The following is a 24,849-nucleotide window of genomic DNA, read 5'->3' on the forward strand; positions in this document are numbered from 1 at the left end:
ACGCCCGCCCAACCTCCTAGCAACCGGGACCGTTACCGATGACAGAGACCGCGTCCACCGGTCAGGGCGGCGGCGACGTCCGCCTCACCGGCATCAGCAAGAAGTACGGCTCGTTCGAGGCAGTCAAGCCGCTCGACCTCACCGTGGAGCAGGGTTCCTTCTTCGCGCTGCTCGGCGCCTCCGGCTGCGGCAAGACCACCACCCTGCGCATGATCGCCGGCCTGGAGGAACCCACCACCGGCACCGTGCTGCTCGGCGACAGGGACGTGACCGGCCTGCCGTCGTACAAGCGCCCCGTCAACACCGTTTTCCAGAGCTATGCGCTCTTCCCGCACCTGGACATCTACGAGAACGTCGCCTTCGGACTGCGGCGCCGCGGCATCAAGTCCGTCAAGAAGCAGGTCGGCGAGATGCTCGACCTCGTCCAACTCGGCGACTACGCCCGCCGCAAGCCGCAGCAGCTCTCCGGCGGCCAGCAGCAGCGCGTCGCCGTCGCCCGCGCCCTGATCAACCGGCCGCAGGTGCTGCTGCTCGACGAGCCGCTCGGCGCGCTCGACCTCAAGCTGCGCCGCCAGATGCAGCTTGAACTCAAGCGCATCCAGACGGAGGTCGGCGTCACCTTCATCCACGTCACCCACGACCAGGAGGAGGCCATGACCATGGCCGACTCCATCGCCGTGATGAGCGCGGGCCGCGTCGAGCAACTCGGCACCCCCGGCGACCTGTACGAGAACCCGGGCACCACGTTCGTGGCCAACTTCCTCGGCACGTCCAACCTCATAGAGACGGAGGTCGTCGGCCGGGACGGCGACGCGATCACCGTCTCGGGCAGCGGCGGCTGCAAGCTCACGCTCCCCGCCGCGCGCTGCTCCGCGCCCGCGGGCAGCGGCAGCAAGGTGCTCGTCGGCGTACGCCCCGAGAAGATGGCCATATCCCACGCCGACGACGCCGGCACGATCCCCGAGGGCCGCAACAGGATCCCGGGACGCATCGCCGGCACCAGCTTCATCGGCGTCTCCACGCAGTACGTCGTCGACAGCCCGGTCTGCCCCTGCCTTGAGGTGTACGCGCAGAACATCGAGCGCGACGGCCGCCTCGCGCCCGGCGCCGACGTCGTCCTGCACTGGAACCCGCAGCACACGTTCGGGCTCGGCGCCGACCAGGACATCGCCGCGGGCGAGGAGGCCGCGTCATGACGGCCACCACCGCGCCCCCGGCCGCGCCGCCGGCCGCGGGCGGCGAACCGCCGCGCCGCCGCGCATTCCGCCGCAGGCGGCTCGTGCCGTACTGGCTGCTGCTGCCCGGCGTCCTGTGGCTGATCGTCTTCTTCCTCGTGCCGCTCGTCTACCAGGCGTCCACGTCCGTGCAGACGGGGTCGCTGGAGAACGGCTTCCAGGTCACCTGGCACTTCCAGACGTACTGGGACGCGCTTCAGCAGTACTACCCGCAGTTCCTGCGCTCGCTGCTGTACGCCGCCGTCGCCACGCTGCTCTGCCTCGTCGTCGGCTACCCGCTCGCCTACCTCATCGCGTTCAGGGCGGGCCGCCACCGCAACCTGCTGCTCGTGCTCGTCATCGCGCCGTTCTTCACCAGCTTCCTCATCCGCACGCTGGCCTGGAAGACGATCCTCGCCGACGGCGGGCCCGTGGTCGGCTTCCTCGGCTCAGCGCATGTACTCGACGTCACGGCCGCCCTCGGCTGGACCAGCGGCCACCGCGTGCTCGCCACGCCCCTCGCGGTCGTCACGGGACTCACGTACAACTTCCTGCCGTTCATGATCCTGCCGCTCTACACCTCGCTCGAACGCATCGACCACCGGCTCCACGAGGCCGCGGGCGACCTCTACGCGACGCCGTGGACCACCTTCCGCAAGGTGACCTTCCCGATGTCGCTGCCCGGCGTCGTCTCCGGGACGCTGCTCACCTTCATCCCGTCGAGCGGCGACTACGTCAACGCCCAGTTGCTCGGGTCCGCCGACACGAAGATGATCGGCAGTGTCATCCAGTCGCAGTTCCTCACCGTGCTCGACTATCCGACCGCGGCCGCGCTGTCGTTCATCCTCATGGCCGTCGTGCTGTTCGTGGTCACCTTCTACATCCGCCGTGCAGGGACGGAGGAACTGCTCTGATGGCCGCACCGCGCTGGATCCGGCGCCACCTGGTGGTGATCGCGGGTCTCGTCACGCTCGCGTACATGATCCTTCCGAACATCGTCGTGATGGTGTTCTCGTTCAACAAGCCGACCGGACGGTTCAACTACTCCTGGAACCACTTCTCGCTCGACGCGTGGAAGTCGCCCTGCGGCGCCGCGGGGCTGTGCGGCTCTCTCGGGCTGTCCCTGCAGATCGCCGTCTACGCGACGGTCGCCGCCACGATCCTCGGCACCATGATCGCATTCGCGCTGGTCAGGTACCGCTTCCACGGGCGCGGGCCGGTCAACTCGCTGATCTTCCTGCCGATGGCCATGCCCGAGGTCGTGATGGCAGCCTCGCTGCTGACGCTCTTCCTCAACCTCGGCGCCCAGCTGGGCTTCTGGACCATCCTCATCGCCCACATCATGTTCTGCCTGAGCTTCGTGGTGGTCGCCGTCAAGGCGCGCGTGCTGTCCATGGACCCGCGCCTCGAAGAGGCCGCGCGCGACCTGTACGCGGGGCCCGTGCAGACCTTCGTCCGCGTCACGCTGCCGATCGCGGCGCCCGGCATCGTCGCCGGGGCGCTGCTGTCGTTCGCGCTCTCGTTCGACGACTTCATCATCACCAACTTCAACGCCGGCTCCACGGTGACCTTCCCCATGTTCGTCTGGGGATCGGCGCAGCGCGGCACACCGGTCCAGATCAACGTGGTCGGCACGGCGATGTTCCTCATCGCCGTGCTGATCGTCGTCGTGGGGCAGGCCGTCAGCAGCAGGCGCGGCAAGTCGGCCACGGCGTCCTGAGCCCAGACGGGTCACCGAGGGGTCGCAGGACGCGGCCCGAGGACAAGGAGTTGGGAGACATGGCCCCAGGAGCCATGGGAACCGCCACGGCCGCACGCGCGGCCACCCGCGCCGCCGCCGCGTCGCTCGGGGACGTCAAGCCCGTACCGTACTGGCTCGACGACCCGGCGAGGCCCGCCGCGCTGCCCGCCCTGACCGGCGAGGACCGCTGCGACCTGCTCGTCGTCGGCGGCGGCTACAGCGGCCTGTGGGCGGCGCTGCTCGCCAAGGAGCGCGACCCCGCGCGCGATGTCGTCCTGATCGAGGGGCACGAGGTCGCGTGGGCGGCCTCCGGGCGCAACGGCGGGTTCTGCGCGGCCTCGCTCACCCATGGCCTGCCCAACGGGCTCGCGCGCTGGCCCGGTGAACTGCTCACCCTGGAGGAGCTCGGCGCGAGAAACCTCGACGCCATCGAGGACGCCGTCGCCCGGTACGGCATCGACTGCGGCTTCGAACGCACCGGCGAGATCGACATCGCCACCGAGCCCCACCAACTCGCCGAACTCCGCCGGCTCAAGGCCCAGGCGGACCGGGCCGGCATCACGGGCCTCGACCTGCTCGACCGCGACGCCCTGCGCGCCGAGGTCGACTCGCCGACGTTCCTCGGCGGGCTGCTCGACCGGCGCGGCGTGGCCCTCGTCAATCCCGCCGCGCTCGCCTGGGGACTCAAGCGCGCGTGCCGTGGCCTCGGCGTACGCGTCTACGAGAACACTCCCGGCACGGCGCTGGCCCGCTCAGGATCCGGCATGGCGGTCCGCACCCCGTACGGCCGCGTCCTGGCGGGGCAGGTCGCGCTGGGCACCAACGTGTTCCCGTCGCTGCTGCGGCGCGTGCGCCCCTACACCGTGCCGGTCTACGACTACGCCCTGACGACGCGGCCGCTCACCCCCGCGGAACTCGCGTCGATCGGCTGGCGCAACCGGCAGGGCCTCGGCGACAGCGCCAACCAGTTCCACTACTTCCGCCTCACCGCGGACAATCGCATCCTGTGGGGCGGCTACGACGCCGTCTACCCCTTCGGCGGCAGGCTCGACGCGGGGCGCGACCAGCGTCCCGAGACGTTCCTGAGGCTCGCGACCCACTTCTTCCGCTGCTTCCCGCAGCTGGAGGGCGTGCGCTTCAGCCACGCGTGGGGCGGCGCCATCGACACCTGCACGCGGTTCGCCCCGTTCTTCGGCACGGCGCACGAGGGGCGCGTCGCGTATGCGGCGGGGTTCACCGGACTCGGCGTCGGAGCGACGCGCTTCGGCGCTGACGTGATGCTCGACCTGCTGTCCGGCCGGGCCACGCACCGCACGCGGCTTGAGCTGGTGCGGCGCAAGCCGCTGCCGTTCCCGCCCGAGCCGATGGCCTGGGCCGGGATCGGCCTGACGAAGTGGTCGCTCGCCCGGGCGGACGCGGACGGCGGCAGGCGCAACCTCTGGCTGCGGACGATGGACAGGCTCGGTCTCGGCTTCGACAGCTGACATGTGACGCAGATCACGTACTCTCCGGCTCGTGAGGCGCCGCAACCCGCGTCATAGCCGCCTCCCGGCCCGCTCTCCCCTTGTGGACGCAAAGTCCGGCACCGTGCGACGTCCGTGCGGTGCCCGTCGACGCGAGGGGAGACGTGGCAGATGGCCGGCACGACACCTGGAGGCACCGGAGGCGGGAGCACGCGGGACGCGGTGGGGTGGCTCGTCGCCGTCGCCCCCGATCCCGCAGCATGCCGGCGGCAGTGGGAGCGCGACCCGAGCGGCACGGTCCTGCTGCCCGCCGGGCAGCGGTGGGACGTGCTGACCCTGCCCGCCTCACTCGGCGGGCCCGCGCTCGACGTCCTGATCCGGCTGGTGGAACGCCCCGGCCCGGTGCTCGCCGACAGCGGCGAGGAGCGCATGGGGTTCTTCGTGCCCCCGGGGACCGCCGCGCGCTGGCTGGGCACGGGCGTGCGCGGCGCGGGGCGCGGCACCTGGATCGTCGTGCCGCACCCCGGCGGGCGCGCCTACGGCCTGCGGTGGCTCGTACCGCCGGACGGCTCCGGCGCGCTGACGGACCCCGCGATCCTGGAACTGGCGCTGCACGAGGCGGCGGCCGCCTTGGGGGAGGGGGGAGGCAGGGTGAACGGCGAGCGCGGGGCGGACCCGGGGCGCGGAAAGTCTTGACAGTGGAATTGGTCTGGACCATCTTCATGGCGAGGCCATGCCACGCCCCACGCGTGCGCGTGTCCGACGCTCCCTCATCTCCCCCCACCATCTCCCCCCACGGAGGCACCTGTGGACCCCACCGAGCGGCGCTCTCCCCTCACCGGCCTCGTGGCCGCCTTCGCCGCGGCCATCCTGACGGCGGGCGGCCTGGCCGCGGCGTCAGGGAACGCCAGAGCGGCGACCCAGCCCCCGGCCCCCCGTGCGACCACCTCCACCGCGCTGCCCGGCCACGCCCTGGTCGGCTACATGCACGCGAGCTTCGCCAACGGATCCGGCTACATACCGCTGGCCGACGTGCCCGACTCCTGGGACGTCATCGACCTCGCCTTCGCCGAACCCACGTCACCCACCTCCGGGCAGATCGACTTCAGCCTCTGCCCGGCGAGCGAGTGCCCCAACGTCGAGTCCGCCGACGCGTTCAAGGCGGCCGTCAAGGCCAAACAGGCCGAGGGCAAGAAGGTGCTCGTCTCCATCGGCGGCGCGAACGGCAAGGTCCAGCTGACCACGGCAGCCGCGCGCGACACCTTCGTCGCGTCCGTCTCGCACATCATCGACACCTACGGACTCGACGGCGTCGACATCGACTTCGAGAACGACTCCCTCTCCCTCGACAAGGGCGACACCGACTTCCGCGCCCCGACCACGCCGTCCATCGTCAACCTGATCGCCGCGCTCAAGACGCTCAAGGCCAAGTACGGCGCGGGCTTCACACTGACCATGGCCCCGGAGACGTTCTTCGTCCAACTCGGCCACCAGTTCTACGGCCCGGGCGCCTCCGGCGGCGAAGACCCGCGCGCCGGCGCCTACCTCCCGGTCATCTACGCCCTGCGCGACGACCTCACCCTGCTCACCGTCCAGGACTACAACTCGGGCCCGATCATGGGCCTCGACGGCCAGTACCACACCATGGGCGGCGCCGACTTCCCCATCGCGATGACGGACATGCTCCTCACCGGCTTCTCCGTGGCCGGCGACACCACCCGCGAGTTCCCGCCCCTGCGCCCCGACCAGGTGGCCATAGGCCTCCCCGCATCGGTCAACGCGGGAGGCGGCTACATCGCCCCCGCCGCCGTGACCCAGACGCTCGACTGCCTGACCAAGAACACCGACTGCGGCACGTACACGCCCCACGGCACATGGCCCGCGCTGCGGGGCCTGATGGCCTGGTCGATCAACTGGGACGCCTTCGCGGGGGGCCAGTTCGCGAAGACGTTCGACGCGTACTTCGGCTGACGGGGGGCGCGTCCGGCCGGCGGCCCTGCGGGGTATGCCGGCCGGACGCACGCCTCATCCCCGCAGGTCCACCAGCAGCGGCGGGACGTGGTCACCCGCGACCGTCCGCAGGGAGAGCACCGCGTGCCCCACGGGAACGGTGTGTGCGAGGTCCGAGGCCGACCAGCGCTCGCGCTCCACCTGGCGCACAGTCACCGCGTCCGTGGTGACGGCCTTGCCGGTCACCAGCTTCCGGAACGAGTGGATCGCGCGGGTCAACGGCTGGTCGGCGAAGACCGTGCGCTGCGTGACCACTTTGGTCTCCACCCACTCGGTGCCCCATGCCTCGGCGAACCGCTTGCCGTCCCAGGTCGTGATCCCGGCGAACGCCATCCGGCATCCGACGGCTCCCAGCAGCGCCGGCTGGAGGGCCTCCGGCACGTCGTCCAGGGTCCGCAGCGTGAGCACGGCGCCCGCGTTCACCGACCGCAGCCGCTGGACGCCGCGCAACGTCTCCGCGGTGAGGGTGCGCGTGGCGTCGTCCAGTACGAGGCACGCGAACAGCGACCGGTCCACGCGCACCGCCGCGTTCGCGGTGAACTGCGCGAGGATGAGCCGGGCCAGCATCCTGGACGCCTCGCCGTGGCCGCGCTCCGGCAGCTCGATGCGCACACGCAGCGGATGCTCCAGGGTGCGCAGCGAGAACGGCCTGGTCCTGCCCGTGGTGTCGAAGAAGCCCGAGAACGCGGGCCGGTCGAGCAGCGCGACCCGGTCTGCGAGCGCCCTGCCGGGGTCGCCGGGCGCGGCCGAGTGGCGCTCGCGGGCGTCGAGTTCGCGGCGCATCGCGCGGTGGTCCCCGGAGTCGAGGCAGGTGCGCAGCCCGTCGAGCGCCTCGGGTGTGCCGTCGAGGAGTTCCCGCAACTCCGGCACCGTCGGCAGACGCCGGTACGCCGTGGAGAACGGCCCGAGCAGCTGTGCTAGCGCGGTCGCGGCACGCCTGCTGTCGGTGTCCGGGAGATCGCCGACCAGCCCCTCGGCGAGCAGGGCCGCTGCCTCGTCCGGGTCGGTTGTCCCGCCGTACAGGTCGAGGTCGTGGACGGACCCCGGATCGCCGAGCCTGACGACGACGTCATACGCCTCGTCGGGGCCCAGCTGCGTCCCGGCCGCGCATACCGCGACGACGGCGGCCTGCCCGGCGAGGGCCTGGAGGGCAAGGGACTCCACCACCGGCCTGATCAGGGCCCGCGTCTTGCCGGCGCCGGGCGGGCCGACGGCCAGCAGGGAGGTTCCGAGCAGCTGCGGATCGAGAGCGAGGCCGGTGCCACGCCTGGCGTAGGGGTTGCGCTCACCGTCCTGGACGGTGCCGATCCGCACCTGGTGGACGAGCAGATCGTGCCGGGCGGCCCGCACGGGCAGGTCCCTGCTGCCCGACGGGTGGAGACAGGCGGCCGCACCGTCCCTGCGTACGGTCTCCGCGAACGCGGCGAGCCGCGAGGGGTCGACACGCACGGAGCGCCACGCGCGTCCGATCCTGGTGTAGTCGACGTCGTTCATCCTGCCCGCGCGTACCTCGCCGGCGAGCCGTCCCGCAAGATCACCCTGGCCCGCGGCGCGCAGCTCGGGCCACTCGGCGAGGTCGTTCTCCGGGGCCGGGGGAGCGTCGGCGGAGACGTTCTCACTGGGGGGCGGGGTCCGGCGGCCGAAGATCCGGCGCAGCAGCTCGGGCCAGCGGCCGAGCCGCCCGAAGACGACGACGAGGATCGCGATCACGAGCAGGTAATAGACGTCCTGGGCCGCGGCCCCCTGCTCGGTCCCCACCCACCAGGCGTCCGGGGTCACCGCATACATGGGCCACAGCCAGAACGTGCCGAGGTAACCGTTGGCGAGCAGCGACCACGCCAGGACCCCTACCAGCAGAGAGATGATCGCTCCCACCGCCAGCTGCCGCATCGGCGTCACATCGGGCGCCACAGCCGGCCGCGGCCGGTGCCCGTACGCCCACGTACCCGGCCCGTCCGCCCGTCGCGGGGTGTGCAGCCAGTCGCGCAAGGCGGGCCCGGTGGCCGGCGCGTGGCCCGGGGCCGGCGGCACACCGGGTGTCTGGTGGGAAGGCCCGTACGCCGCGCCGGGCGAGGACTCGGCCGGTCCGCGCGGCGGGGCCGCAGGCATGGGTGGCGGGGCCGCGGGCCGCGGTAGCGGTGTGGCACGAGTGCCGCGTGGGTCGTGCGTGCCGTCGGAATCCATACTCACCCTGCCCTCTGACCAGCCAGGACCGTTCTGTGCAAGCGTCAATCTAGTGCCCGCGCACGGGTAGTTCAGCGTTCCGCGCATCCGGGGTGTCCATCCCCCCGCCGCGGACGCGCCGGAAGGCGCCGCGGTCCGTGCCCCACGCCATGGCCACTGCGGACAACGACACGCGCCCAGCACTACCGAACGGAGCATGCCCACGCGGACGGGCCGCGCCTAGCCTGCCGGGAAAGACACCGGTTCTGCTCAGCTCACGACCCCCGGACCAGCGCCACGCGGCGTCGGGACAGACCCACAGGAGCCCCACATGACAGAAATTCCCCAGGAGCGCCGCGTCGTCACCGCCATCCCCGGACCGAAGTCGCTGGAGCTGCAGGCCCGGCGGACCGCCTCGGTCGCGGCCGGCGTGGGGTCGACCATGCCGGTATTCGCCGAACGCGCGGGCGGCGGGGTGCTCGAGGACGTGGACGGCAACCGGCTGATCGACTTCGGATCCGGCATCGCCGTCACGACCGTCGGATCGAGCGCCGAGGCGGTCGTGCGCCGTGCCTCCGCGCAGCTCGCCGACTTCACCCACACCTGCTTCATGGTCACGCCGTACGAGGAGTACGTGGCGGTCTGCGAGGAACTGGCGGCGCTCACTCCCGGCGATCACGCCAAGAAGTCGGCGCTGTTCAACTCCGGGGCCGAGGCGGTCGAGAACGCCGTCAAGATCGCCCGCTCCCACACGGGCCGGCAGGCCGTGGTCGTCTTCGACCACGCCTACCACGGCCGTACGAACCTCACGATGGCCCTGACCGCGAAGAACATGCCGTACAAGAACGGCTTCGGCCCGTTCGCGCCCGAGGTCTACCGGGTGCCCATGGCGTACCCGTACCGCTGGCCGACCGGCGCGGAGAACTGCGGGCCCGAGGCGTCCGCGCAGGCCATCGACCAGATCTCCAAGCAGGTCGGCGCGCAGAACGTGGCGGCGATCATCATCGAGCCCGTACTCGGCGAGGGCGGTTTCATCGAGCCCGCGAAGGGTTTCCTGCCCGCGCTCGCACGCTTCGCCCGCGAGAACGGCATCGTGTTCGTCGCGGACGAGATCCAGTCAGGCTTCTGCCGCACCGGTCAGTGGTTCGCGTGCGAGGACGAGGGCATCGTGCCCGACCTGATCACCACCGCGAAGGGCATCGCGGGCGGTCTGCCGCTGGCCGCGGTCACGGGTCGCGCGGAGATCATGGACTCGGCACACCCGAGCGGCCTCGGTGGCACGTACGGCGGCAACCCGGTCGCCTGCGCCGCCGCCCTGGGCGCGATCGAGACGATGAGGGAACTCGACCTGCCCGCGAAGGCCAGGCGCATCGGGGAGATCATGAAGGGCCGGCTCTCGGCGATGCGTGAGAAGTACGACGTGATCGGAGATGTACGAGGCCGGGGCGCCATGATCGCGATCGAACTCGTGAAGGACCAGGCCACCAAGGAGCCGGCGCCGGAGGCGGCGAGCGCCCTCGCGAAGGCGTGCCACCGGGAGGGTCTGCTGGTGCTGACGTGCGGCACCTACGGCAACGTCCTGCGCTTCCTGCCCCCGCTCGTCATCGGCGAGGACCTGCTCGGCGAGGGGCTCGACATCATCGAGCAGGCGCTCGCGGCGCTGTGAAGAAGGTGTGGGAGGCCGATGGCGGGATGGGGTTGCGGCTGTCGCCCGTGACGCGAGCGGCGTACTGTTTTCGCAGATGAGAGAAACACCCCGCTCGCGGGAGACCGCGGGCGACTCCGGCTCGGAGCGTCACCGGCTCCGTTCCGGGCGTGCCTCCGCGCACGCCACCGGGGCCGCGGGCCCCGGATCTCCTCACCGGTCGGGTGGCCGCCCGCTCCAAACCCCCCGGAGCGAGCGGCGAGCCGGCCCCGACGGCCGTCCTGGAACCACCCCCCCTGTTCCGGGACGGCCGCTTTCGTGCGTTCACCGGCCGCTTCCCACGGCCGTCCTCTCCAGCCGCCGGCTGCGACTCGGCGCCGCGGCCCTCTTCGTCATCGGCTTCGCGCTGGCCACCTGGCAGGTCATCGTGGCGGGGCCGCTGCTGGACGCCGACAGGAGCCTCGACCGCCTGCTGGTCGGACACGGGCCGAGAGCGCTCGACGAAGCACTCTCCGACCTCGGATCCATGCCCGTCGCGCTGCCGGTACTCGCGCTCGCCCTCGCCTACGCGCTCCGGCGCGGCGCTCGCGCAAGCGTGTGGGCGGGCGCGGCGACCATGATCGTGGTGCCTCTCCTCGTCGTCCCGCTGAAGATCTGGACGGACCGGCCGGGCCCGCTGACGGACGCCACCGGTTATTACCCGTCAGGTCACACGGCCACGGCGATGGTCGCGTACGGCGCCGCGGCCCTCGTCCTGGGGCCGTACGTGACGCTGCGCGTCACGTCTCCTGCCGCGGCCGTGCTCACCACGGCGACCGCCGTCGGGCTCGTGCTGCGCGGCTACCACTGGCCGCTGGACGTCGTCGCCAGCGGCGCCCTGTGCGGAGTGCTCCTGCTGGCGCTGGCGGCCGTCCTGCGCCGGCTGGATCCGCGAGTGGGCGAGCGGTCGGGCACCGCGGACTGACCGCGAGGCTCATGCCTGCCGCAGGCGTTCGTACATCTCGGCCCAAAAGCATCGCCCCCTTCGTACGCGACGTAGCATTCGAGCATGCCGCCCACGCTCGCCTCGCTCGTTCAGCATCCGGCGCTCAAGCTCACCGTGCGCGCCGGGGAGGACCGGCTGGACATGCCGGTGCGGTGGGTGCACGCCAGCGAGCTCGTCGATCCTGTGCCGTACATGGAGGGCGGCGAGCTGCTGCTGGTCACCGCCACCAATCTCGCCGCGGCCGACCCCGGCGCCATGGGCCGGTACGTGCGGCGGCTCGCCGCCGCCGGGATCGCCGGGGTCGGGTTCGGCGTCGGCGTGAACTACGACGAGGTACCCGAGGCGCTCGTGGACGCGGCGCGCGCCGAGGGGCTGCCGTTGATCGAGGTGCCGCGGCGCACGCCGTTCATTGCCATCGGCAAGGCCGTGTCCGAGGCTGTCGCCGCCGACCAGTACCGGGCCGTCACGGACGGGTTCGAGGCGCAGCGCGACCTGACGCGCGCGTCCCTCGCCGAGGGGCCCGCCGCCCTGCTCGCGCGGCTCGCCGCCCATGTCGACGGCTGGGCCGCGCTGTACGAGCCCTCCGGCGGAGTCGTCGCCGCGCAGCCCCCGTGGGCCGCCCGGCGCGCGGCCCGGCTCGGGGACGCGGCCGCCCGCCTCGCGCAGCGGCGGCCGCACACCAGCTCCGTGGTCGGCGACCCGGCCGCGGACGCGGAGAGCACCGGCGACCGTGTCGAGCTGCAGACGCTCGGCACGGGGCGCAGATCGGGCGGAGTGCTCGCCGTGGGCACGGCAGGCGCGCCCGGCACCGCCGCGCGGTACGCCGTCCACTCGGCGATCGCCCTGCTGACCCTCACCACCGAGCGCTCGCGCTCCCTGCGCGCCGCCGAGCAGCGTCTCGGCGCCGCCGTCCTGCGGATGCTGCTCGCCGGGCAGCCCGACCACGCGCGTACCGTCGCGGGCGACCTGTACGGGGCGTTGCTCGACGCCCCGTTCCGGCTGCTCGTCGCCGAGGCGGAGCAGCCGGCCGGGTCGCCCGCCGGCGACCCGGCCGCGGACGCGCCGCTCGAACTGCTCGCGGAGACCCTGGAGGCGGCCGCCGCGCAGGCCGGCGAGCCGGTCCTCGTCCTGCCCGACGGGGACGGCCGCCTCGTCGTGATCGCCGTCGACGGCGGGGCCGCGGTGGCGGTGTGTGCCGGATACGCGGACCGCCAGGCCGATGAGGCCGGCCTGGTCACCGGCCTTTCGGCGCCCGCCGGCCCGATCGCGACGGGCACCGCCTACCGGCAGGCCGAGCAGGCGCTGTCGGTCGCGCGGCGGCGCGGCCGCGCGCTGGTCGAGCACGAGGAGCTGGCGCACGGCTCGCTGCTGCCGCTCCTTGCCGACGAGGCGGTGCTCGCCTTCGCGGACGGCATGCTGCGCGCGCTGCACGAGCACGACGCGAAGGGCCGCGGGGATCTCGTCGAGTCACTGCGCGCCTGGCTGTCGCACCACGGCCAGTGGGACGCGGCCGCCGCCGACCTGGGCGTGCACCGGCACACGCTGCGCTACCGGATGCGCCGGGTCGAGGAGATCCTCGGCCGGTCGCTGGACGACCCGGACGTCCGGATGGAGCTGTGGCTCGCGCTCAAGGCCACGGTGGGCCGGCGGGCCCCGACGCTGAGCCCGGAGTGCGGAACCGCCTGAGCGGGACGGCACAGCGAGTCGCGTCGCGGCGAGGCGGCGTCGCGGCTACCAGCGGACGGGCAGCGTCGCCGGCCCGTGCAGCAGGCTCGGGCGCCAGGCCGCGATGCCCGCCTCCTCGTCCAGCGCCAGGCGCGGGCAGCGCTCCAGCAGGGCGCGCAGGGCGATCGGCGCCTCGAGCCGCGCGAGCGGGGCGCCGAGGCAGTGGTGGATGCCGTGCCCGAACGACAGGTGGCCGCGTACCTGTGCCGGGTCGCGGCGGATGTCGAAGCGGTCGGGATCGCTGAATCTCGCCGGGTCGCGATTGGCGGCGGCGAGGGACACGATCACGGTGTCGCCCGCCCTGATCGTCACGCCGCCGAGATCGACGTCCTGTGACGCGTAGCGGAAGTTCGCGGCCAGCGTGGGCGGCTCCTGGCGCAGGCTCTCCTCGACGGCCGTTTCGAGCAGTGAGAGGTCCGCGCGCAGCGCGGCGAGCTGGTCCGGGTGGCGCAGCAGGAGGAGGACGGCCGAGGAGATGAGGTTGGCCGTGGTCTCGTGCCCGGCCACCAGCAGCAGGAAGGCCATGCCCACGAGTTCCTCGCCGGACAGGGCTTCCTCTTCGTCCTTCCGACTCCCGTTCTCATCGTCCCGTCCGGGCGCCCGGGCGAGCGCCGCCAGCAGGTCGTCGGCGGCCGGATCGCCGCGCTTGGCCTCGATCAGCGCGGCCAGGTAGGCCGCCATCTCCCCCTGCGCGGTGCCCGCGGCGGCCGGGTCCGTTGCCGCGACGACCTCCGCGGACCACCGTGCGAACCGAGGGCGGTCCGCCTGCGGCACTCCGAGCAGCTCGCAGATCACGGTGATCGGCAGCGGGTACGACAGTGCTTCGACGAGGTCGGCCCGCCCGCGCGGGGCCATCGCGTCGAGCAGTTCGTGCGTGATGCGCTCGACGCGCGGGCGCAGCGCCTCCACCCTGCGGGCGGTGAACTCGCGCGCCACGAGCCGCCGCAGCCTGGTGTGGTCGGGCGGGTCCACCTGGAGCATGTTGCGGCCGACGGCGAAGCCGCCGTCGTCGTCGCGGGTGGCGGACACCCTGATGTCGTTGCGCAGCCGCGGGTCGGCGAGCGCGGCGCGCACGGCGTCGTGGCCGAGCACGAGCCAGGAGACGGCGCCGTCCGGGAGCCGGACGCGGCGGACGGCGCCGCCGGCGCGCAGCCGCGCGTACCGGGCGTGCGGGTCGGCGACGAAGCCGGCGGGGTCGTCGATCATGTCGACGAGCGCGGGGCGGACGGCGGGGGAGGAGGGGTGCGAGGAGGGGGATTCGGTGGACACGGCGCCTCCGGAGAATTAACGGGGAGTGCTCCCCGTTTTGATGTCCCACGCTAGCAGAAACGGGGAGCACCCCCCGTTTGAGGTACTGTGCGGCGGTGAGACAGGACGCGCAGCGCAGCAGGGAACGGGTGCTGGCCGCGGCCCGCGAGGTCTACGCGGAGCTCGGGGTCGAGGCGCCGCTCGACGTCATCGCGCGCAGGGCCGGCGTCGGGAACGCCACGCTCTACCGGCGCTTCCCCGACCGGTCGTCGCTCATCGAGGAGGTCTTCAGGGACGGCCTCACGGCCACGGCCGAGCTGGGCGAGTCGGCGCGCGCGGCCGAGGACCCGATGGCGGGCCTGACCGGCTACCTGGAACACGTGTTCGCTGGGCTCGCGGTCGACCGCGGTGTCACGGACCTGATGACGACCCGCCTCGCCGGCGTACCCGCGCTCCAGCGGCTGCACGCGCACAACGCCGAGACGATCGGCATCCTGCTCGCCCGGTGCCGCGAGCGCGGCCTGGTGCGCGAGGACGTGTCCGTCGAGGACGTGCTGTTCGGCCTGGCCGCGCTCGGCCGGGCGGTCCCCGCCGCCGAGGCCGCGCTCCCCGGCTCGTGGCGCCGGTTCCTCGCACTGTTCGTCGACGGCCTTCGTGCGTCGGCGGGCCGGGAAGGCGGCGGGCTGCCCGGCGCCCCGTACGACGGGCCGCGCCTGACGGACGCGCTGGCGGCACTCCACGTCGCCCCGAGGAGCCCAGGACCGCGCCGTACCCCGCCCCGGGCATCGCGCGACTGACGGCGGGTCGTGCCAGGCGGGCATGCGTCCCCCGCCCGCGCCGATCCGCGGACGCGGCCGCTCACGGGTGTGCCCCTGCGCAGCCGTGCCATTCCGTAGCAAGCCGCGCCTCCACCAGTACGCGGCGGCCAACACGCCATGGCGGACGTGCCGCCTACCGTGTGGGCACGGGCGGGCGCGGCAGCCGTCGCCCGCCAGTTCCCACCAGCACTCGGAAGGGCCGGGACCCCATGACGACCTCCACCCACGCCTTCTGGCTCGCGGGCCGCCGGGCCACCGGCGAGTCCGCGTTCGACGTCACCTCACCCTGGGACGGCCGGCTCGTCGGCACCGTCTCCGTGCCGACCGACGCGCAGACGGAGGAGGCCGTCGCCGCGGCCCACGCCGCCGTCGACGCGTTCGCCGCGACCCCCGCGCACGTGCGCGCCGCCGCGCTCGACCATGTCGCGCGGCGCATCGCCGAGCGGACCGACGAGGCCGCCCGGCTGATCTCGGACGAGAACGGCAAGCCCATGAAGTGGGCGCGCGGCGAGGTCGGCCGCGCCGTGTCCGTCTTCCGCTTCGCCTCGGAGGAGGCCCGCCGCTTCAACGGCGGTGAGGCGCAGCGCCTCGACACGGACGCGGGCGGCACGGGCCGCCTCGCGCTGACGCGCCGCTTCCCCAAGGGCGCCGTCCTCGGCATAGCGCCGTTCAACTTCCCGCTGAACCTCTGCGCGCACAAGGTGGCCCCCGCCATCGCGGCCGGCGTGCCGATCATCCTCAAGCCTGCCCCCGCCACCCCGCTCTCGGCGCTCCTCATCGGCGAACTGCTGGCCGAGACCGACCTGCCGGCCGGGTCCTGGTCGGTCCTCACCGTGCCGAACGACCGCATGCCGGCCCTCGTCCAGGACGAGCGGCTGCCCGTGATCTCCTTCACGGGGTCCGACACCGTCGGCTACTCGATCATGGACTCGGTGCCGCGCAAGCACTGCACGCTGGAACTGGGCGGCAACGGCGCTGCCGTCGTGCTCGGCGACTACGCGTCCGACGAGGACCTCGACCGGGCGGCCTCGCGCATCGCGACGTTCTCCAACTACCAGGGCGGCCAGTCCTGCGTGTCGGTGCAGCGCGTCATCGCGGACGCGGCGGTCTACGACCGACTGGCCGAGAAGGTCGTCGCCGCGGTCGGCGCTCAGGTGACCGGCGACCCGGCGGACGAGGCCACCGACGTGGGTCCGCTGATCAGCGAGGCCGCCGCCATACGCGTGGAGGAGTGGACGGACGAGGCCGTCCGGGAGGGCGCGCGGCTGCTCGTGGGCGGCAAGCGGGACGGTGCCTCGTACGCGCCCACCGTCCTGGCCGACGTGCCGGACGGCACGAGGCTCGCCCGCGACGAGGTGTTCGGACCCGTCCTCACCCTGCACAGGGTGGACGGCGAGGAGGCCGCCTTCGCCGCGGTCAACGCGTCCAGGTACGGGCTCCAGGCCGGCGTCTTCACGCACGACGTGCAGGCCGCGTTCCGTGCGCACCGCGCGCTGGAGGTCGGCGGCGTGATCATCGGCGACGTCCCGTCCTACCGCGCGGACCAGATGCCCTACGGCGGCGCCAAGATGTCGGGCGTCGGGCGCGAGGGCGTGCGGTACGCCATGGACGACTACACGTACGAGCGCGTCATGGTGCTGACGGGCCTCGCGCTCTAGGACGTCGGGCCAAGCCGCGGAGCGCGCGGCCGCACCCGCCGTGCCGCATGCGCGGGACAATGCCCGTGTGACTGTCATGGAGATCCACGGATCCGAGGCCGTTCGCCGTCGGGCGCCCACGGGCGCCCGGCATGGCGTACGGCGACCGCTGCCGCAAGGCAGTCCCCGGCGCAACGGGGCGTGCTCGGCGCCGCGGCGGGAGAGGGGTGCGCCCCGATGATGTCCGCCGAGGACGTTCTGGCCGTCCTCGCGCTCGCGCGCGCCGCTGAGGCCCGCGTCTGGCTCGGCGGCGGCTGGGGCGTCGATGCCCTGGCCGGCGAGCAGACGAGGCCGCACCGGGACGTCGACCTGTGCCACCGCTCCCGGGACGAGCCGCGCCTGCTGGCCGCGCTCGCCGGCGCGGGATACGTCCAGACGCTCGACGCGCGCCCCGTGCGTTTCGTCCTCTCCGGGCCCGCCGGCAGGGAGATCGACCTGCACCCGCTGGAGTTCGCCGCCGACGGCTCGGCGCTGCAGTCGTCCTTCGACCCGGCCTCGCCGTTCTGCTACCCGGCGGACTGCTTCACGTCGGGCACGGTCGCCGGCACGGCCGTGCCGTGTGTCTCCGCCGCGCAGCAGGTGTACTTCCACCGGGGGTACGAGCCCGCCGACCGCGACCGGCACGACATGCGCCTGCTCAGGGAGCGCTTCGGCGTCGTGACACCGTACTGATCACGGTGCCGCGCGCCGCCCGCGGATCACCCGGATCGGGTGGCGCGGCCCCATCCGCTGTCCCGGCGCACAGCGGATGGGGCAAGAATGGGTGCCATGAGCGACAGCCCAGCCCCCCTCGCGGACCCGCACATCGCCTTCGATCCGGCCGAAGGCCGCCGGGACGTCGTCGTCCTCGGCTCCACGGGCTCCATCGGCACCCAGGCCATCGACCTGGTCCTGCGCAACCCCGACCGGTTCCGTGTCACCGCGCTGTCCGCCGCGGGCGGCCGGGTGGCCCTGCTCGCCGAGCAGGCCAGGCGGCTGCGGGTCGCGGCCGTCGCCGTGGCGCGCGAGGAGGCCGTGCCCGCGCTCAAGGAGGCGCTGGGGGCCGAGTACGGACCCGGTGAGACGCTCCCCGAGATCCTCGCCGGCCCCGACGCGGCCGGCGACCTGGCCGCCTCCGCGTGCCACACGGTGCTCAACGGCATCACCGGTTCCATCGGCCTCGCCCCCACGCTCGCCGCGCTCAAGGCGGGGCGCACGCTCGCGCTCGCCAACAAGGAGTCGCTCATCGTCGGCGGCCCGCTGGTCAAGGAGCTCGCCGCGCCGGGGCAGATCATCCCCGTCGACTCGGAGCACGCGGCGCTCTTCCAGGCGGTTGCCTGCGGCACCAGGGCGGATGTGCGCAAGCTCGTCGTGACCGCGTCGGGCGGCCCGTTCCGCGGCCGCACGCGCGCCGAACTCGCCGAGGTGACGCCGAAGGACGCGCTCGCCCACCCCACCTGGGCGATGGGCCCGGTGATCACCGTGAACTCGGCGACGCTCGTCAACAAGGGCCTCGAAGTGATCGAGGCCCACCTGCTGTACGACATCCCGTTCGAGCGCATCGAGGTCGTCGTCCACCCGCAGTCGTACGTCCACTCGATGGTGGAGTTCACGGACGGCTCGACGCTCGCCCAGTGCACCCCGCCCGACATGCGCGGCCCCATCGCGGTCGGGCTCGGCTGGCCGCGGCGCGTGCCGGACGCGGCGCCCGCGTTCGACTGGACCAAAGCGTCGACGTGGGAGTTCTACCCGCTCGACACGGAGGCCTTCCCGTCCGTGGGGCTCGCCCGGCACGTCGGCGCCCTGGGCTCCACCGCGCCCGCGGTCTTCAACGCGGCGAACGAGGAGTGTGTGGAGGCGTTCCTGAGCGGCCGGCTGCCGTTCAACGGCATCATGGACACCGTCACCGAGGTCGTCGCGGAACACGGCGAGCCGGACCGGGGAACCCGGCTCACCGTCGCGGACGTCCTCGAAGCAGAGGCCTGGGCGCGCGCCCGGGCCGGGGAACTCGCACGGAAGGCCACGGCGGAGGCTCGCGCATGACGATTCTGTTGACGGTCATCGGCATAGTCATCTTCGCCGCCGGGCTGCTGTTCTCCATCGCCTTCCACGAGTTCGGCCACCTGTCGACCGCGAAGATGTTCGGCATCCGGGTACCGCAGTACATGGTCGGCTTCGGGCCGACGATCTTCTCGCGGAAGAAGGGCGACACCGAGTACGGCTTCAAGGCCATCCCGATGGGCGGCTACATCCGCATGATCGGGATGTTCCCGCCGGGCCCCGACGGCCGGATGTCGTCGCGCTCCACGTCGCCGTGGCGCAGCATGATCGAGGACGCACGCTCGGCGGCCTTCGAGGAGATGCAGGAGGGCGACGAGGAGCGCCTCTTCTACACGCGCAAGCCGTGGAAGCGCGTGATCGTGATGTTCGCCGGCCCGTTCATGAACCTTGTCCTGGCCGTCGTGATCTTCTTCGGCGTCGCGATGACGTACGGCTTCCAGACGCAGACCACCGAGGTCGGCGGCGTGCAGCAGTGCGTGATCTCGCAGAGCGCCAAGCGCCAGACGTGCAAGCCGGGCGACCCGCAGTCGCCGGCCGCCAAGGCGGGGCTGCACAAGGGCGACAAGATCGTCGCCTTCGACGGCCGCAAGGTGGACGACTGGGACACCCTGTCCGACCGGATCCGCAAGACCATCGGCCCCGCCACGATCACCGTGCGGCGCGACGGCCACGAGCAGGTGCTCCACGCGAGCCTGCTGAAGAACACCGTGGCCGAGAAGGACTCGAACGGCGACGTGGTGCCCGGCAAGTTCGTGCCCGCCGGCTACCTGGGGTTCGCGGCCCAGACGAAGATCGTCCCGCTGTCCTTCGGCGAGTCCGTCGACCGCATGGGCGGGATGATCAGCGACAGCGTCAGCCGGCTCGTGGACCTGCCGTCCAAGATCCCCGGCCTGTGGGGCGCGGCCTTCGAGGGCAAGCAGCGCGCCGCGGACTCGCCGGTCGGCGTGGTCGGCGCCGCGAGGATCGGCGGCGAGGTGATGACGCTGCACGTGCCCGCCGAGAGCCAGATCGCGATGTTGCTGTTCCTGCTCGCCGGGTTCAACCTCTCGCTGTTCCTGTTCAACATGGTGCCGCTGCTCCCGCTGGACGGCGGGCACATCGCGGGCGCCCTCTGGGAGGCCCTGCGGCGCAATCTCGCACGCGTGTTCTCCCGGCCGGACCCGGGCCCGTTCGACGTCGCGAAGCTCATGCCCGTGGCCTACGTGGTGGCAGGCGTCTTCGTCTGCTTCACCGCACTGGTCCTGATCGCGGACGTCGTGAACCCAGTCAAGATCACCTGACGGACGCGGCGGCCGGAAAAAAGGGCCGCCACTTCCCCGGTGACGGCAGCCGGACACCTCTGGTGTCCGGCTGCTTACTTTTGAGTGGACGGGGCCCGGTGGGTGTGACCTCCCGGCGGACGGTGGCGTAATCTCGGTGCCCGGAGCCCGCCGATCTCGGGACCAGGATCCACACTTGGGGTTGCAACAGCAGATGACTGCGATTTCGCTCGGAATGCCGTCCGTTCCTGCCAAGCTCGCCGACCGCAGGGTCAGCCGTCAGATCCACGTCGGTTCGGTTCCCGTCGGTGGCGACGCGCCGGTCTCCGTCCAGTCGATGACGACGACCCGCACGTCGGACGTCGGTGCCACGCTCCAGCAGATCGCGGAGCTGACGGCCTCCGGCTGCCAGATCGTACGCGTCGCGTGCCCGACGCAGGACGACGCGGACGCGCTCCCCGCGATCGCGAGGAAGTCGCAGATCCCGGTCATCGCCGACATCCACTTCCAGCCCAAGTACGTGTTCGCCGCGATCGACGCCGGCTGCGCCGCGGTCCGGGTCAACCCCGGCAACATCAAGCAGTTCGACGACAAGGTCAGGGAGATCTCCAAGGCCGCGAAGGACGCGGGCACGCCGATCCGCATCGGCGTCAACGCGGGCTCCCTCGACAGGCGCCTGCTGGAGAAGTACGGCAAGGCCACGCCCGAGGCGCTCGTCGAGTCCGCGCTGTGGGAGGCGTCACTCTTCGAGGAGCACGACTTCCGCGACATCAAGATCTCGGTCAAGCACAACGACCCCGTCGTCATGGTCAACGCCTACCGGCTGCTGGCCCAGAAGTGCGACTACCCCCTGCACCTCGGCGTGACGGAGGCCGGCCCCGCCTTCCAGGGCACCATCAAGTCGGCCGTCGCCTTCGGCGCGCTGCTCAGCGAGGGCATCGGCGACACCATCCGCGTCTCCCTCTCCGCACCGCCGGTCGAGGAGGTCAAGGTCGGCCAGCAGATCCTGGAGTCGCTCGGCCTGCGCCAGCGCCGCCTGGAGATCGTCTCCTGCCCGTCCTGCGGCCGTGCCCAGGTCGACGTGTACAAGCTTGCCGACGAGGTGACAGCCGGCCTCGACGGCATGGAGGTGCCGCTGCGCGTCGCCGTCATGGGCTGCGTCGTCAACGGCCCCGGCGAGGCCCGTGAGGCGGACCTCGGCGTCGCCTCCGGCAACGGCAAGGGCCAGATCTTCGTCAAGGGCGAGGTCATCAAGACGGTGCCCGAGTCCAAGATCGTCGAGACTCTCATCGACGAGGCCATGAAGATGGCCGAGCAGATGGAGAAGGACGGTATCGCCTCGGGCGAGCCCGAGGTCTCCGTCGGCTGACCCGGGCCCAGGCCCGGACGGCCGGGCACAACCGCCAGGACGAGTCCCGTGCGCCACCCGCGAGGGTGGGCGGCACGGGACTCGTCGCCGCGTGCGGCCCCTGACAGGCGCCCGAGGCCGGCGGCGGCCGCGGGAGGCGCGGACGGGAACCGGCGGGTACAGTGCGCAGACAAGCAGACCGTACGGTGAGGCCCCACGTGTTGACGCAGACCACCACCCGGGTCCTCGACCCCAGCGAACTCGGCGACGCCCTCGCGATCCTGGAGAGCGATCCCGTCGAGAACGCGTTCGTGGCATCCCGCGTGCAGGTCGCCGGGCTCGACCCGTGGCGCCTCGGCGGCGAGATGTGGGGCTGGTACACGGACGGCCGGCTGCGCTCCCTGTGCTACTCGGGCGCCAACCTCGTGCCCATCCGCGCCACACCCGAGGCCGTGCGCGCCTTCGCCGACCGCGCACGCAGGGCCGGCCGCCGCTGCTCCTCCATCGTCGGACCCGCCGAGCCGACCGCGCTCCTGTGGCGGCTGCTCGAGCCGTCCTGGGGCCCGGCCAGGGAAGTCCGCGCGCACCAGCCGCTGATGGTCACCGACCGCCCGTCCGCCGAGATCGAATCCGACCCGTACGTCCGCAGGCTCGGCAAGAACGAGATAGAAACGATCATGCCCGCCTGCGTCGCCATGTTCACCGAGGAGGTCGGCGTCTCACCGCTGGCCGGCGACGGCGGCCTCCTCTACCAGGCCCGCGTCGCCGAACTCGTCGGCTCGGGGCGCGCCTTCGCCCGAATCGAGGACGGCCGGGTGGTCTTCAAGGCCGAGATCGGCGCCGCCACCCCGCGCGCGTGCCAGATCCAGGGCGTCTGGGTCGACCCCGCGTACCGGGGCAGGGGCCTGTCCGAGACGGGAATGGCGGCCGTCGTGCGCTACGCGCTGGCCGATGTCTCACCCGTCGTCAGCCTCTACGTCAACGACTTCAACACCGCCGCCAGGGCGTCCTACCGGAGGGTGGGATTCAGTGAGGTGGGCGCCTTCATGAGCGTCCTGTTCTGAAAGTAGGGTTCGGCCATGCCGATCACCCCAGGGAACGCCCCGAGGACACCGCACGTACAGGTGGGCCCCATCGACCTCGTCGCGCGCGTGGACGACGCGCTCGCCGTGCAGGCGCTCGCCTTCGGGCTCAGCGAGGAGGAGATCGGCGTACGGCACCACATCGTGCTGCGCCACCTCATGTACCCCGGCTGCCGCTCCCTCGGCGCGACCACGCCCGAGGGCCGGCTCGTCGGCTTCGTGTACGGGCTGCCCAACGACCGCGCCCACTGGTGGTCCACCGTCGTGGAGCCCTATCTGCGCAGGCAGGACGCCAACAGCTGGCTCGACGACGTGTTCGTCATCACCGAGCTGCACGTCCACCCCTCGTTCCAGGCGCAGGGCATCGGCAGGGAGCTGATCACCGCGATCACCGACGGCGTCCCCCAGCCGCGTTCCATCCTCTCCGCCATCGACGTCGAGAGCCCCGCCCGCCGCCTGTACCGCTCCCTCGGCTACCGCGACCTCGCCCGCCAGGTGCACTTCCCCAGCGCTCCGCGGCCGTACGCCGTGATGGGCGCGCCGCTGCCGCTGCCGCGCAAGCACTCCCCGGCGCCCGCAACGGATTAACGCCGGGCGGCGGCCCCCGGTTACCCTCCTGCCACACGCCCGGCCAAGCCGCAGGCAACCGACGCAACGCAGGAGTGCACCCCATGTCCCGGACCCGGATCCAGCGCATGTCCCGTCTCATGGCCAAGACACTGCGCGAGGAGCCGGCGGACGCGGAGACACTCAGCCACAAGCTCCTCGTGCGCGCCGGGTACGTGCGGCGCACGTCGGCCGGCATCTGGACGTGGCTGCCGCTCGGCAAGAAGGTGCTGGACAACGTCGCGCGCGTGGTGCGCGAGGAGATGGACGCCTTCGGTGCGCAGGAGGTCCTGCTGCCCGCGCTGCTGCCCAAGGACGCCTACGAGGTGAGCGGGCGGTACGAGGAGTACGGCGACCTGCTCTTCCGCCTGAAGGACCGCAAGGGCGCGGACTACCTGCTCGCGCCGACCCACGAGGAGATCTTCACCCAGGTCGTCAAGGACCAGTGCACGTCCTACAAGGACCTGCCGGTGATCCTCTACCAGATCCAGACCAAGTACCGCGACGAGGCACGCCCACGCTCCGGCGTCCTGCGCGGCCGCGAGTTCCTGATGAAGGACTCGTACTCGTTCGACACGGCGGACGACGGCCTCGCCGAGTCGTACGCACTGCACCGCGAGGCGTACCGGGCGATCTTCGCCCGTCTCGGCGTCGACTACCGGATCGTCTCGGCGGTGTCGGGCGCGATGGGCGGGTCGGCGTCGGAGGAGTTCCTCGCGCCCGCCGCGGCGGGCGAGGACACCTTCGCGGACTGCCCGGCCTGCGAGTACGCGGCGAACACGGAGGCGGTCGCGTTCAAGGCTGCGGTCCACGCGGCCGCCGCCCCGGGGCCCGTCGAGGAGCTCGACACCCCGGACACGCCGACGATCGAGGCGCTCGCCGCGCACCTCGGCGTCCCGGCCTCGGCGACGCTGAAGAACCTGCTGGTCAAGGTGGACGGCGAGATCGTCGCGGTGGGCGTGCCCGGCGACCGCGAGGTGGACCTCGGCAAGCTGGGGGAGCATCTGGCGCCCGCGGAGGTCGAACTCGTCACGGCGCAGGACTTCGAGGGCAGGCCCGACCTGGTACGCGGCTACGTCGGCCCGCAGGGTCTCGACATCCGCTACATCGCGGACCCGCGCGTCGCGCCCGGCACGGCGTGGGTGACGGGTGCCAACAAGCCGGACACGCACGCGCGCGACGTCGTCGCGGGGCGGGATTTCCAGGTGGACGACTACCTGGACGTCGTCGTGGTCGAGGAGAGCGACCCGTGCCCGGCGTGCGGAGCGGGCCTCAGGCTCGACCGCGCGATCGAGGTCGGTCACATCTTCCAGCTGGGCCGCAAGTACGCGGATGTCTTCCAGCTCGACGTCCTCGGCCGTGACGGCAAGCCGGCGCGGGTCACCATGGGCTCCTACGGCCTCGGCATCTCCCGCGTCGTCGCCGCGCTCGCCGAGCAGACGGCGGACGGGCAGGGCCTGTGCTGGCCGCGCGAGATCGCCCCCGCGGACGTCCACGTGGTCGCGGCGGGCAAGACGGCCCAGACCGAGCTGGCCCTGCGGGCGGCCGAGCAGCTCGCGGCTGCGGGCCTGCGCGTACTCGTCGACGAGCGCCAGGGCGTCTCGCCCGGCGTGAAGTTCACGGACGCGGAGCTGATCGGCGTGCCGACGATCCTGGTGGCGGGCCGCCGCGCGGCCGAGGACGTGGTGGAGCTGAAGGACCGCCGCACCGGCAAGCGCGAGGAACTCGCCCTCACGGACGCCGTGACGGCGCTGTCCACGCTCACGGCGTAGCGCCGGCCGGCGGCAGGCGGCACCGGCGCAGGC

The 24,849-nt window shown here is 72.6% G+C and carries 19 protein-coding genes and 1 pseudogene; 18 read left to right on the forward strand and 2 right to left on the reverse strand.

The window, feature by feature from the left end:
* The first annotated feature begins 38 nt into the window (after nucleotides 1–38).
* From IH48_RS0128590 to IH48_RS0128615, 6 genes and pseudogenes are all read left to right on the forward strand, one after another.
* Nucleotides 39–1,196, forward strand: coding sequence for an ABC transporter ATP-binding protein (locus IH48_RS0128590; RefSeq protein ID WP_030910869.1), 1,158 nt, complete (start codon nucleotides 39–41; stop codon nucleotides 1,194–1,196).
* On the forward strand, nucleotides 1,193–2,128 hold the full coding sequence (locus tag IH48_RS0128595; protein ID WP_030910872.1) for an ABC transporter permease: 936 nt from the start codon (nucleotides 1,193–1,195) through the stop codon (nucleotides 2,126–2,128). The genes IH48_RS0128590 and IH48_RS0128595 overlap by 4 nt, the downstream gene beginning before the upstream one ends.
* A complete protein-coding gene (locus tag IH48_RS0128600) occupies nucleotides 2,128–2,934 on the forward strand; it encodes an ABC transporter permease (protein ID WP_030910875.1) in 807 nt (268 codons plus the stop codon). Before IH48_RS0128595 ends, IH48_RS0128600 begins: the two co-directional genes overlap by 1 nt.
* Nucleotides 2,935–2,993: 59 nt before the next feature.
* The gene (locus IH48_RS0128605) at nucleotides 2,994–4,439 is read left to right on the forward strand and encodes an NAD(P)/FAD-dependent oxidoreductase (protein ID WP_051840785.1); all 1,446 of its coding nucleotides are present in this window, start codon (nucleotides 2,994–2,996) and stop codon (nucleotides 4,437–4,439) included.
* 150 nt (nucleotides 4,440–4,589) lie between these two features.
* Complete coding sequence (locus tag IH48_RS0128610) at nucleotides 4,590–5,114, forward strand: hypothetical protein (RefSeq protein ID WP_051840787.1); 525 nt, start codon at nucleotides 4,590–4,592, stop codon at nucleotides 5,112–5,114.
* A gap of 252 nt (nucleotides 5,115–5,366) precedes the next feature.
* Nucleotides 5,367–6,389, forward strand: a pseudogene (locus tag IH48_RS0128615) (chitinase); the annotation flags it as partial.
* 54 nt (nucleotides 6,390–6,443) lie between these two features.
* On the opposite strand, the gene IH48_RS0128620 reads toward IH48_RS0128615, so the two are convergent.
* Nucleotides 6,444–8,612 (reverse strand): hypothetical protein, encoded by a 2,169-nt coding sequence (locus IH48_RS0128620; RefSeq protein WP_030910886.1) that lies wholly within the window; start codon nucleotides 8,610–8,612, stop codon nucleotides 6,444–6,446.
* 310 nt (nucleotides 8,613–8,922) lie between these two features.
* Between IH48_RS0128620 and gabT the strand changes: the two genes are divergently transcribed.
* The 3 genes from gabT to IH48_RS0128635 all read left to right on the forward strand — a co-directional run bounded on the left by gabT (nucleotide 8,923) and on the right by IH48_RS0128635 (nucleotide 12,907).
* On the forward strand, nucleotides 8,923–10,257 hold the full coding sequence (gene gabT / locus IH48_RS0128625; protein WP_030910889.1) for a 4-aminobutyrate--2-oxoglutarate transaminase: 1,335 nt from the start codon (nucleotides 8,923–8,925) through the stop codon (nucleotides 10,255–10,257).
* 406 nt (nucleotides 10,258–10,663) lie between these two features.
* The gene (locus tag IH48_RS37530) at nucleotides 10,664–11,200 is read left to right on the forward strand and encodes a phosphatase PAP2 family protein (protein ID WP_324604335.1); all 537 of its coding nucleotides are present in this window, start codon (nucleotides 10,664–10,666) and stop codon (nucleotides 11,198–11,200) included.
* A gap of 84 nt (nucleotides 11,201–11,284) precedes the next feature.
* Nucleotides 11,285–12,907 carry a PucR family transcriptional regulator gene (locus tag IH48_RS0128635; protein WP_051840789.1) on the forward strand — a complete coding sequence of 541 codons (1,623 nt, stop codon included), beginning with the start codon at nucleotides 11,285–11,287 and terminating at the stop codon, nucleotides 12,905–12,907.
* Nucleotides 12,908–12,952: 45 nt separating this feature from the next.
* Here the strand turns inward: IH48_RS0128635 and IH48_RS0128640 are convergent, their stop codons facing one another.
* On the reverse strand, nucleotides 12,953–14,215 hold the full coding sequence (locus IH48_RS0128640) for a cytochrome P450 family protein (protein ID WP_234434414.1): 1,263 nt from the start codon (nucleotides 14,213–14,215) through the stop codon (nucleotides 12,953–12,955).
* A gap of 95 nt (nucleotides 14,216–14,310) precedes the next feature.
* On the opposite strand from IH48_RS0128640, the gene IH48_RS0128645 reads away from it, so the two are divergent.
* From IH48_RS0128645 to IH48_RS0128685, 9 genes are all read left to right on the forward strand, one after another.
* On the forward strand, nucleotides 14,311–14,991 hold the full coding sequence (locus IH48_RS0128645) for a TetR/AcrR family transcriptional regulator (protein ID WP_030910898.1): 681 nt from the start codon (nucleotides 14,311–14,313) through the stop codon (nucleotides 14,989–14,991).
* A 230-nt stretch (nucleotides 14,992–15,221) separates the two neighbouring features.
* On the forward strand, nucleotides 15,222–16,670 hold the full coding sequence (locus tag IH48_RS0128650; protein WP_030910900.1) for an aldehyde dehydrogenase family protein: 1,449 nt from the start codon (nucleotides 15,222–15,224) through the stop codon (nucleotides 16,668–16,670).
* Between the two features lie 219 nt (nucleotides 16,671–16,889).
* Entirely contained in the window at nucleotides 16,890–17,381 is a 492-nt protein-coding gene (locus IH48_RS0128655) for a nucleotidyltransferase domain-containing protein (protein WP_030910902.1), read from the forward strand.
* A gap of 96 nt (nucleotides 17,382–17,477) precedes the next feature.
* On the forward strand, nucleotides 17,478–18,731 hold the full coding sequence (gene dxr, locus IH48_RS0128660; RefSeq protein ID WP_030910904.1) for a 1-deoxy-D-xylulose-5-phosphate reductoisomerase: 1,254 nt from the start codon (nucleotides 17,478–17,480) through the stop codon (nucleotides 18,729–18,731).
* Complete coding sequence (locus tag IH48_RS0128665) at nucleotides 18,728–20,029, forward strand: M50 family metallopeptidase (RefSeq protein WP_030910906.1); 1,302 nt, start codon at nucleotides 18,728–18,730, stop codon at nucleotides 20,027–20,029. Before dxr ends, IH48_RS0128665 begins: the two co-directional genes overlap by 4 nt.
* 193 nt (nucleotides 20,030–20,222) lie before the next feature.
* Nucleotides 20,223–21,377: a flavodoxin-dependent (E)-4-hydroxy-3-methylbut-2-enyl-diphosphate synthase gene (gene ispG, locus IH48_RS0128670; RefSeq protein ID WP_037843611.1), complete on the forward strand. Its 1,155-nt coding sequence runs from the start codon at nucleotides 20,223–20,225 to the stop codon at nucleotides 21,375–21,377.
* A gap of 197 nt (nucleotides 21,378–21,574) precedes the next feature.
* Entirely contained in the window at nucleotides 21,575–22,420 is an 846-nt protein-coding gene (locus tag IH48_RS0128675) for a GNAT family N-acetyltransferase (RefSeq protein ID WP_030910911.1), read from the forward strand.
* Between the two features lie 15 nt (nucleotides 22,421–22,435).
* The gene (locus IH48_RS0128680) at nucleotides 22,436–23,026 is read left to right on the forward strand and encodes a GNAT family N-acetyltransferase (RefSeq protein WP_030910914.1); all 591 of its coding nucleotides are present in this window, start codon (nucleotides 22,436–22,438) and stop codon (nucleotides 23,024–23,026) included.
* Between the two features lie 83 nt (nucleotides 23,027–23,109).
* Nucleotides 23,110–24,816, forward strand: a complete 1,707-nt coding sequence (locus IH48_RS0128685) for a proline--tRNA ligase (protein ID WP_030910917.1) — start codon at nucleotides 23,110–23,112, stop codon at nucleotides 24,814–24,816.
* Nucleotides 24,817–24,849: the final 33 nt, after the last annotated feature.

Origin of the sequence: Streptomyces sp. NRRL F-5126 (assembly GCF_000721265.1) — a bacterium.
In the GTDB taxonomy this organism is placed as follows: domain Bacteria; phylum Actinomycetota; class Actinomycetes; order Streptomycetales; family Streptomycetaceae; genus Streptomyces.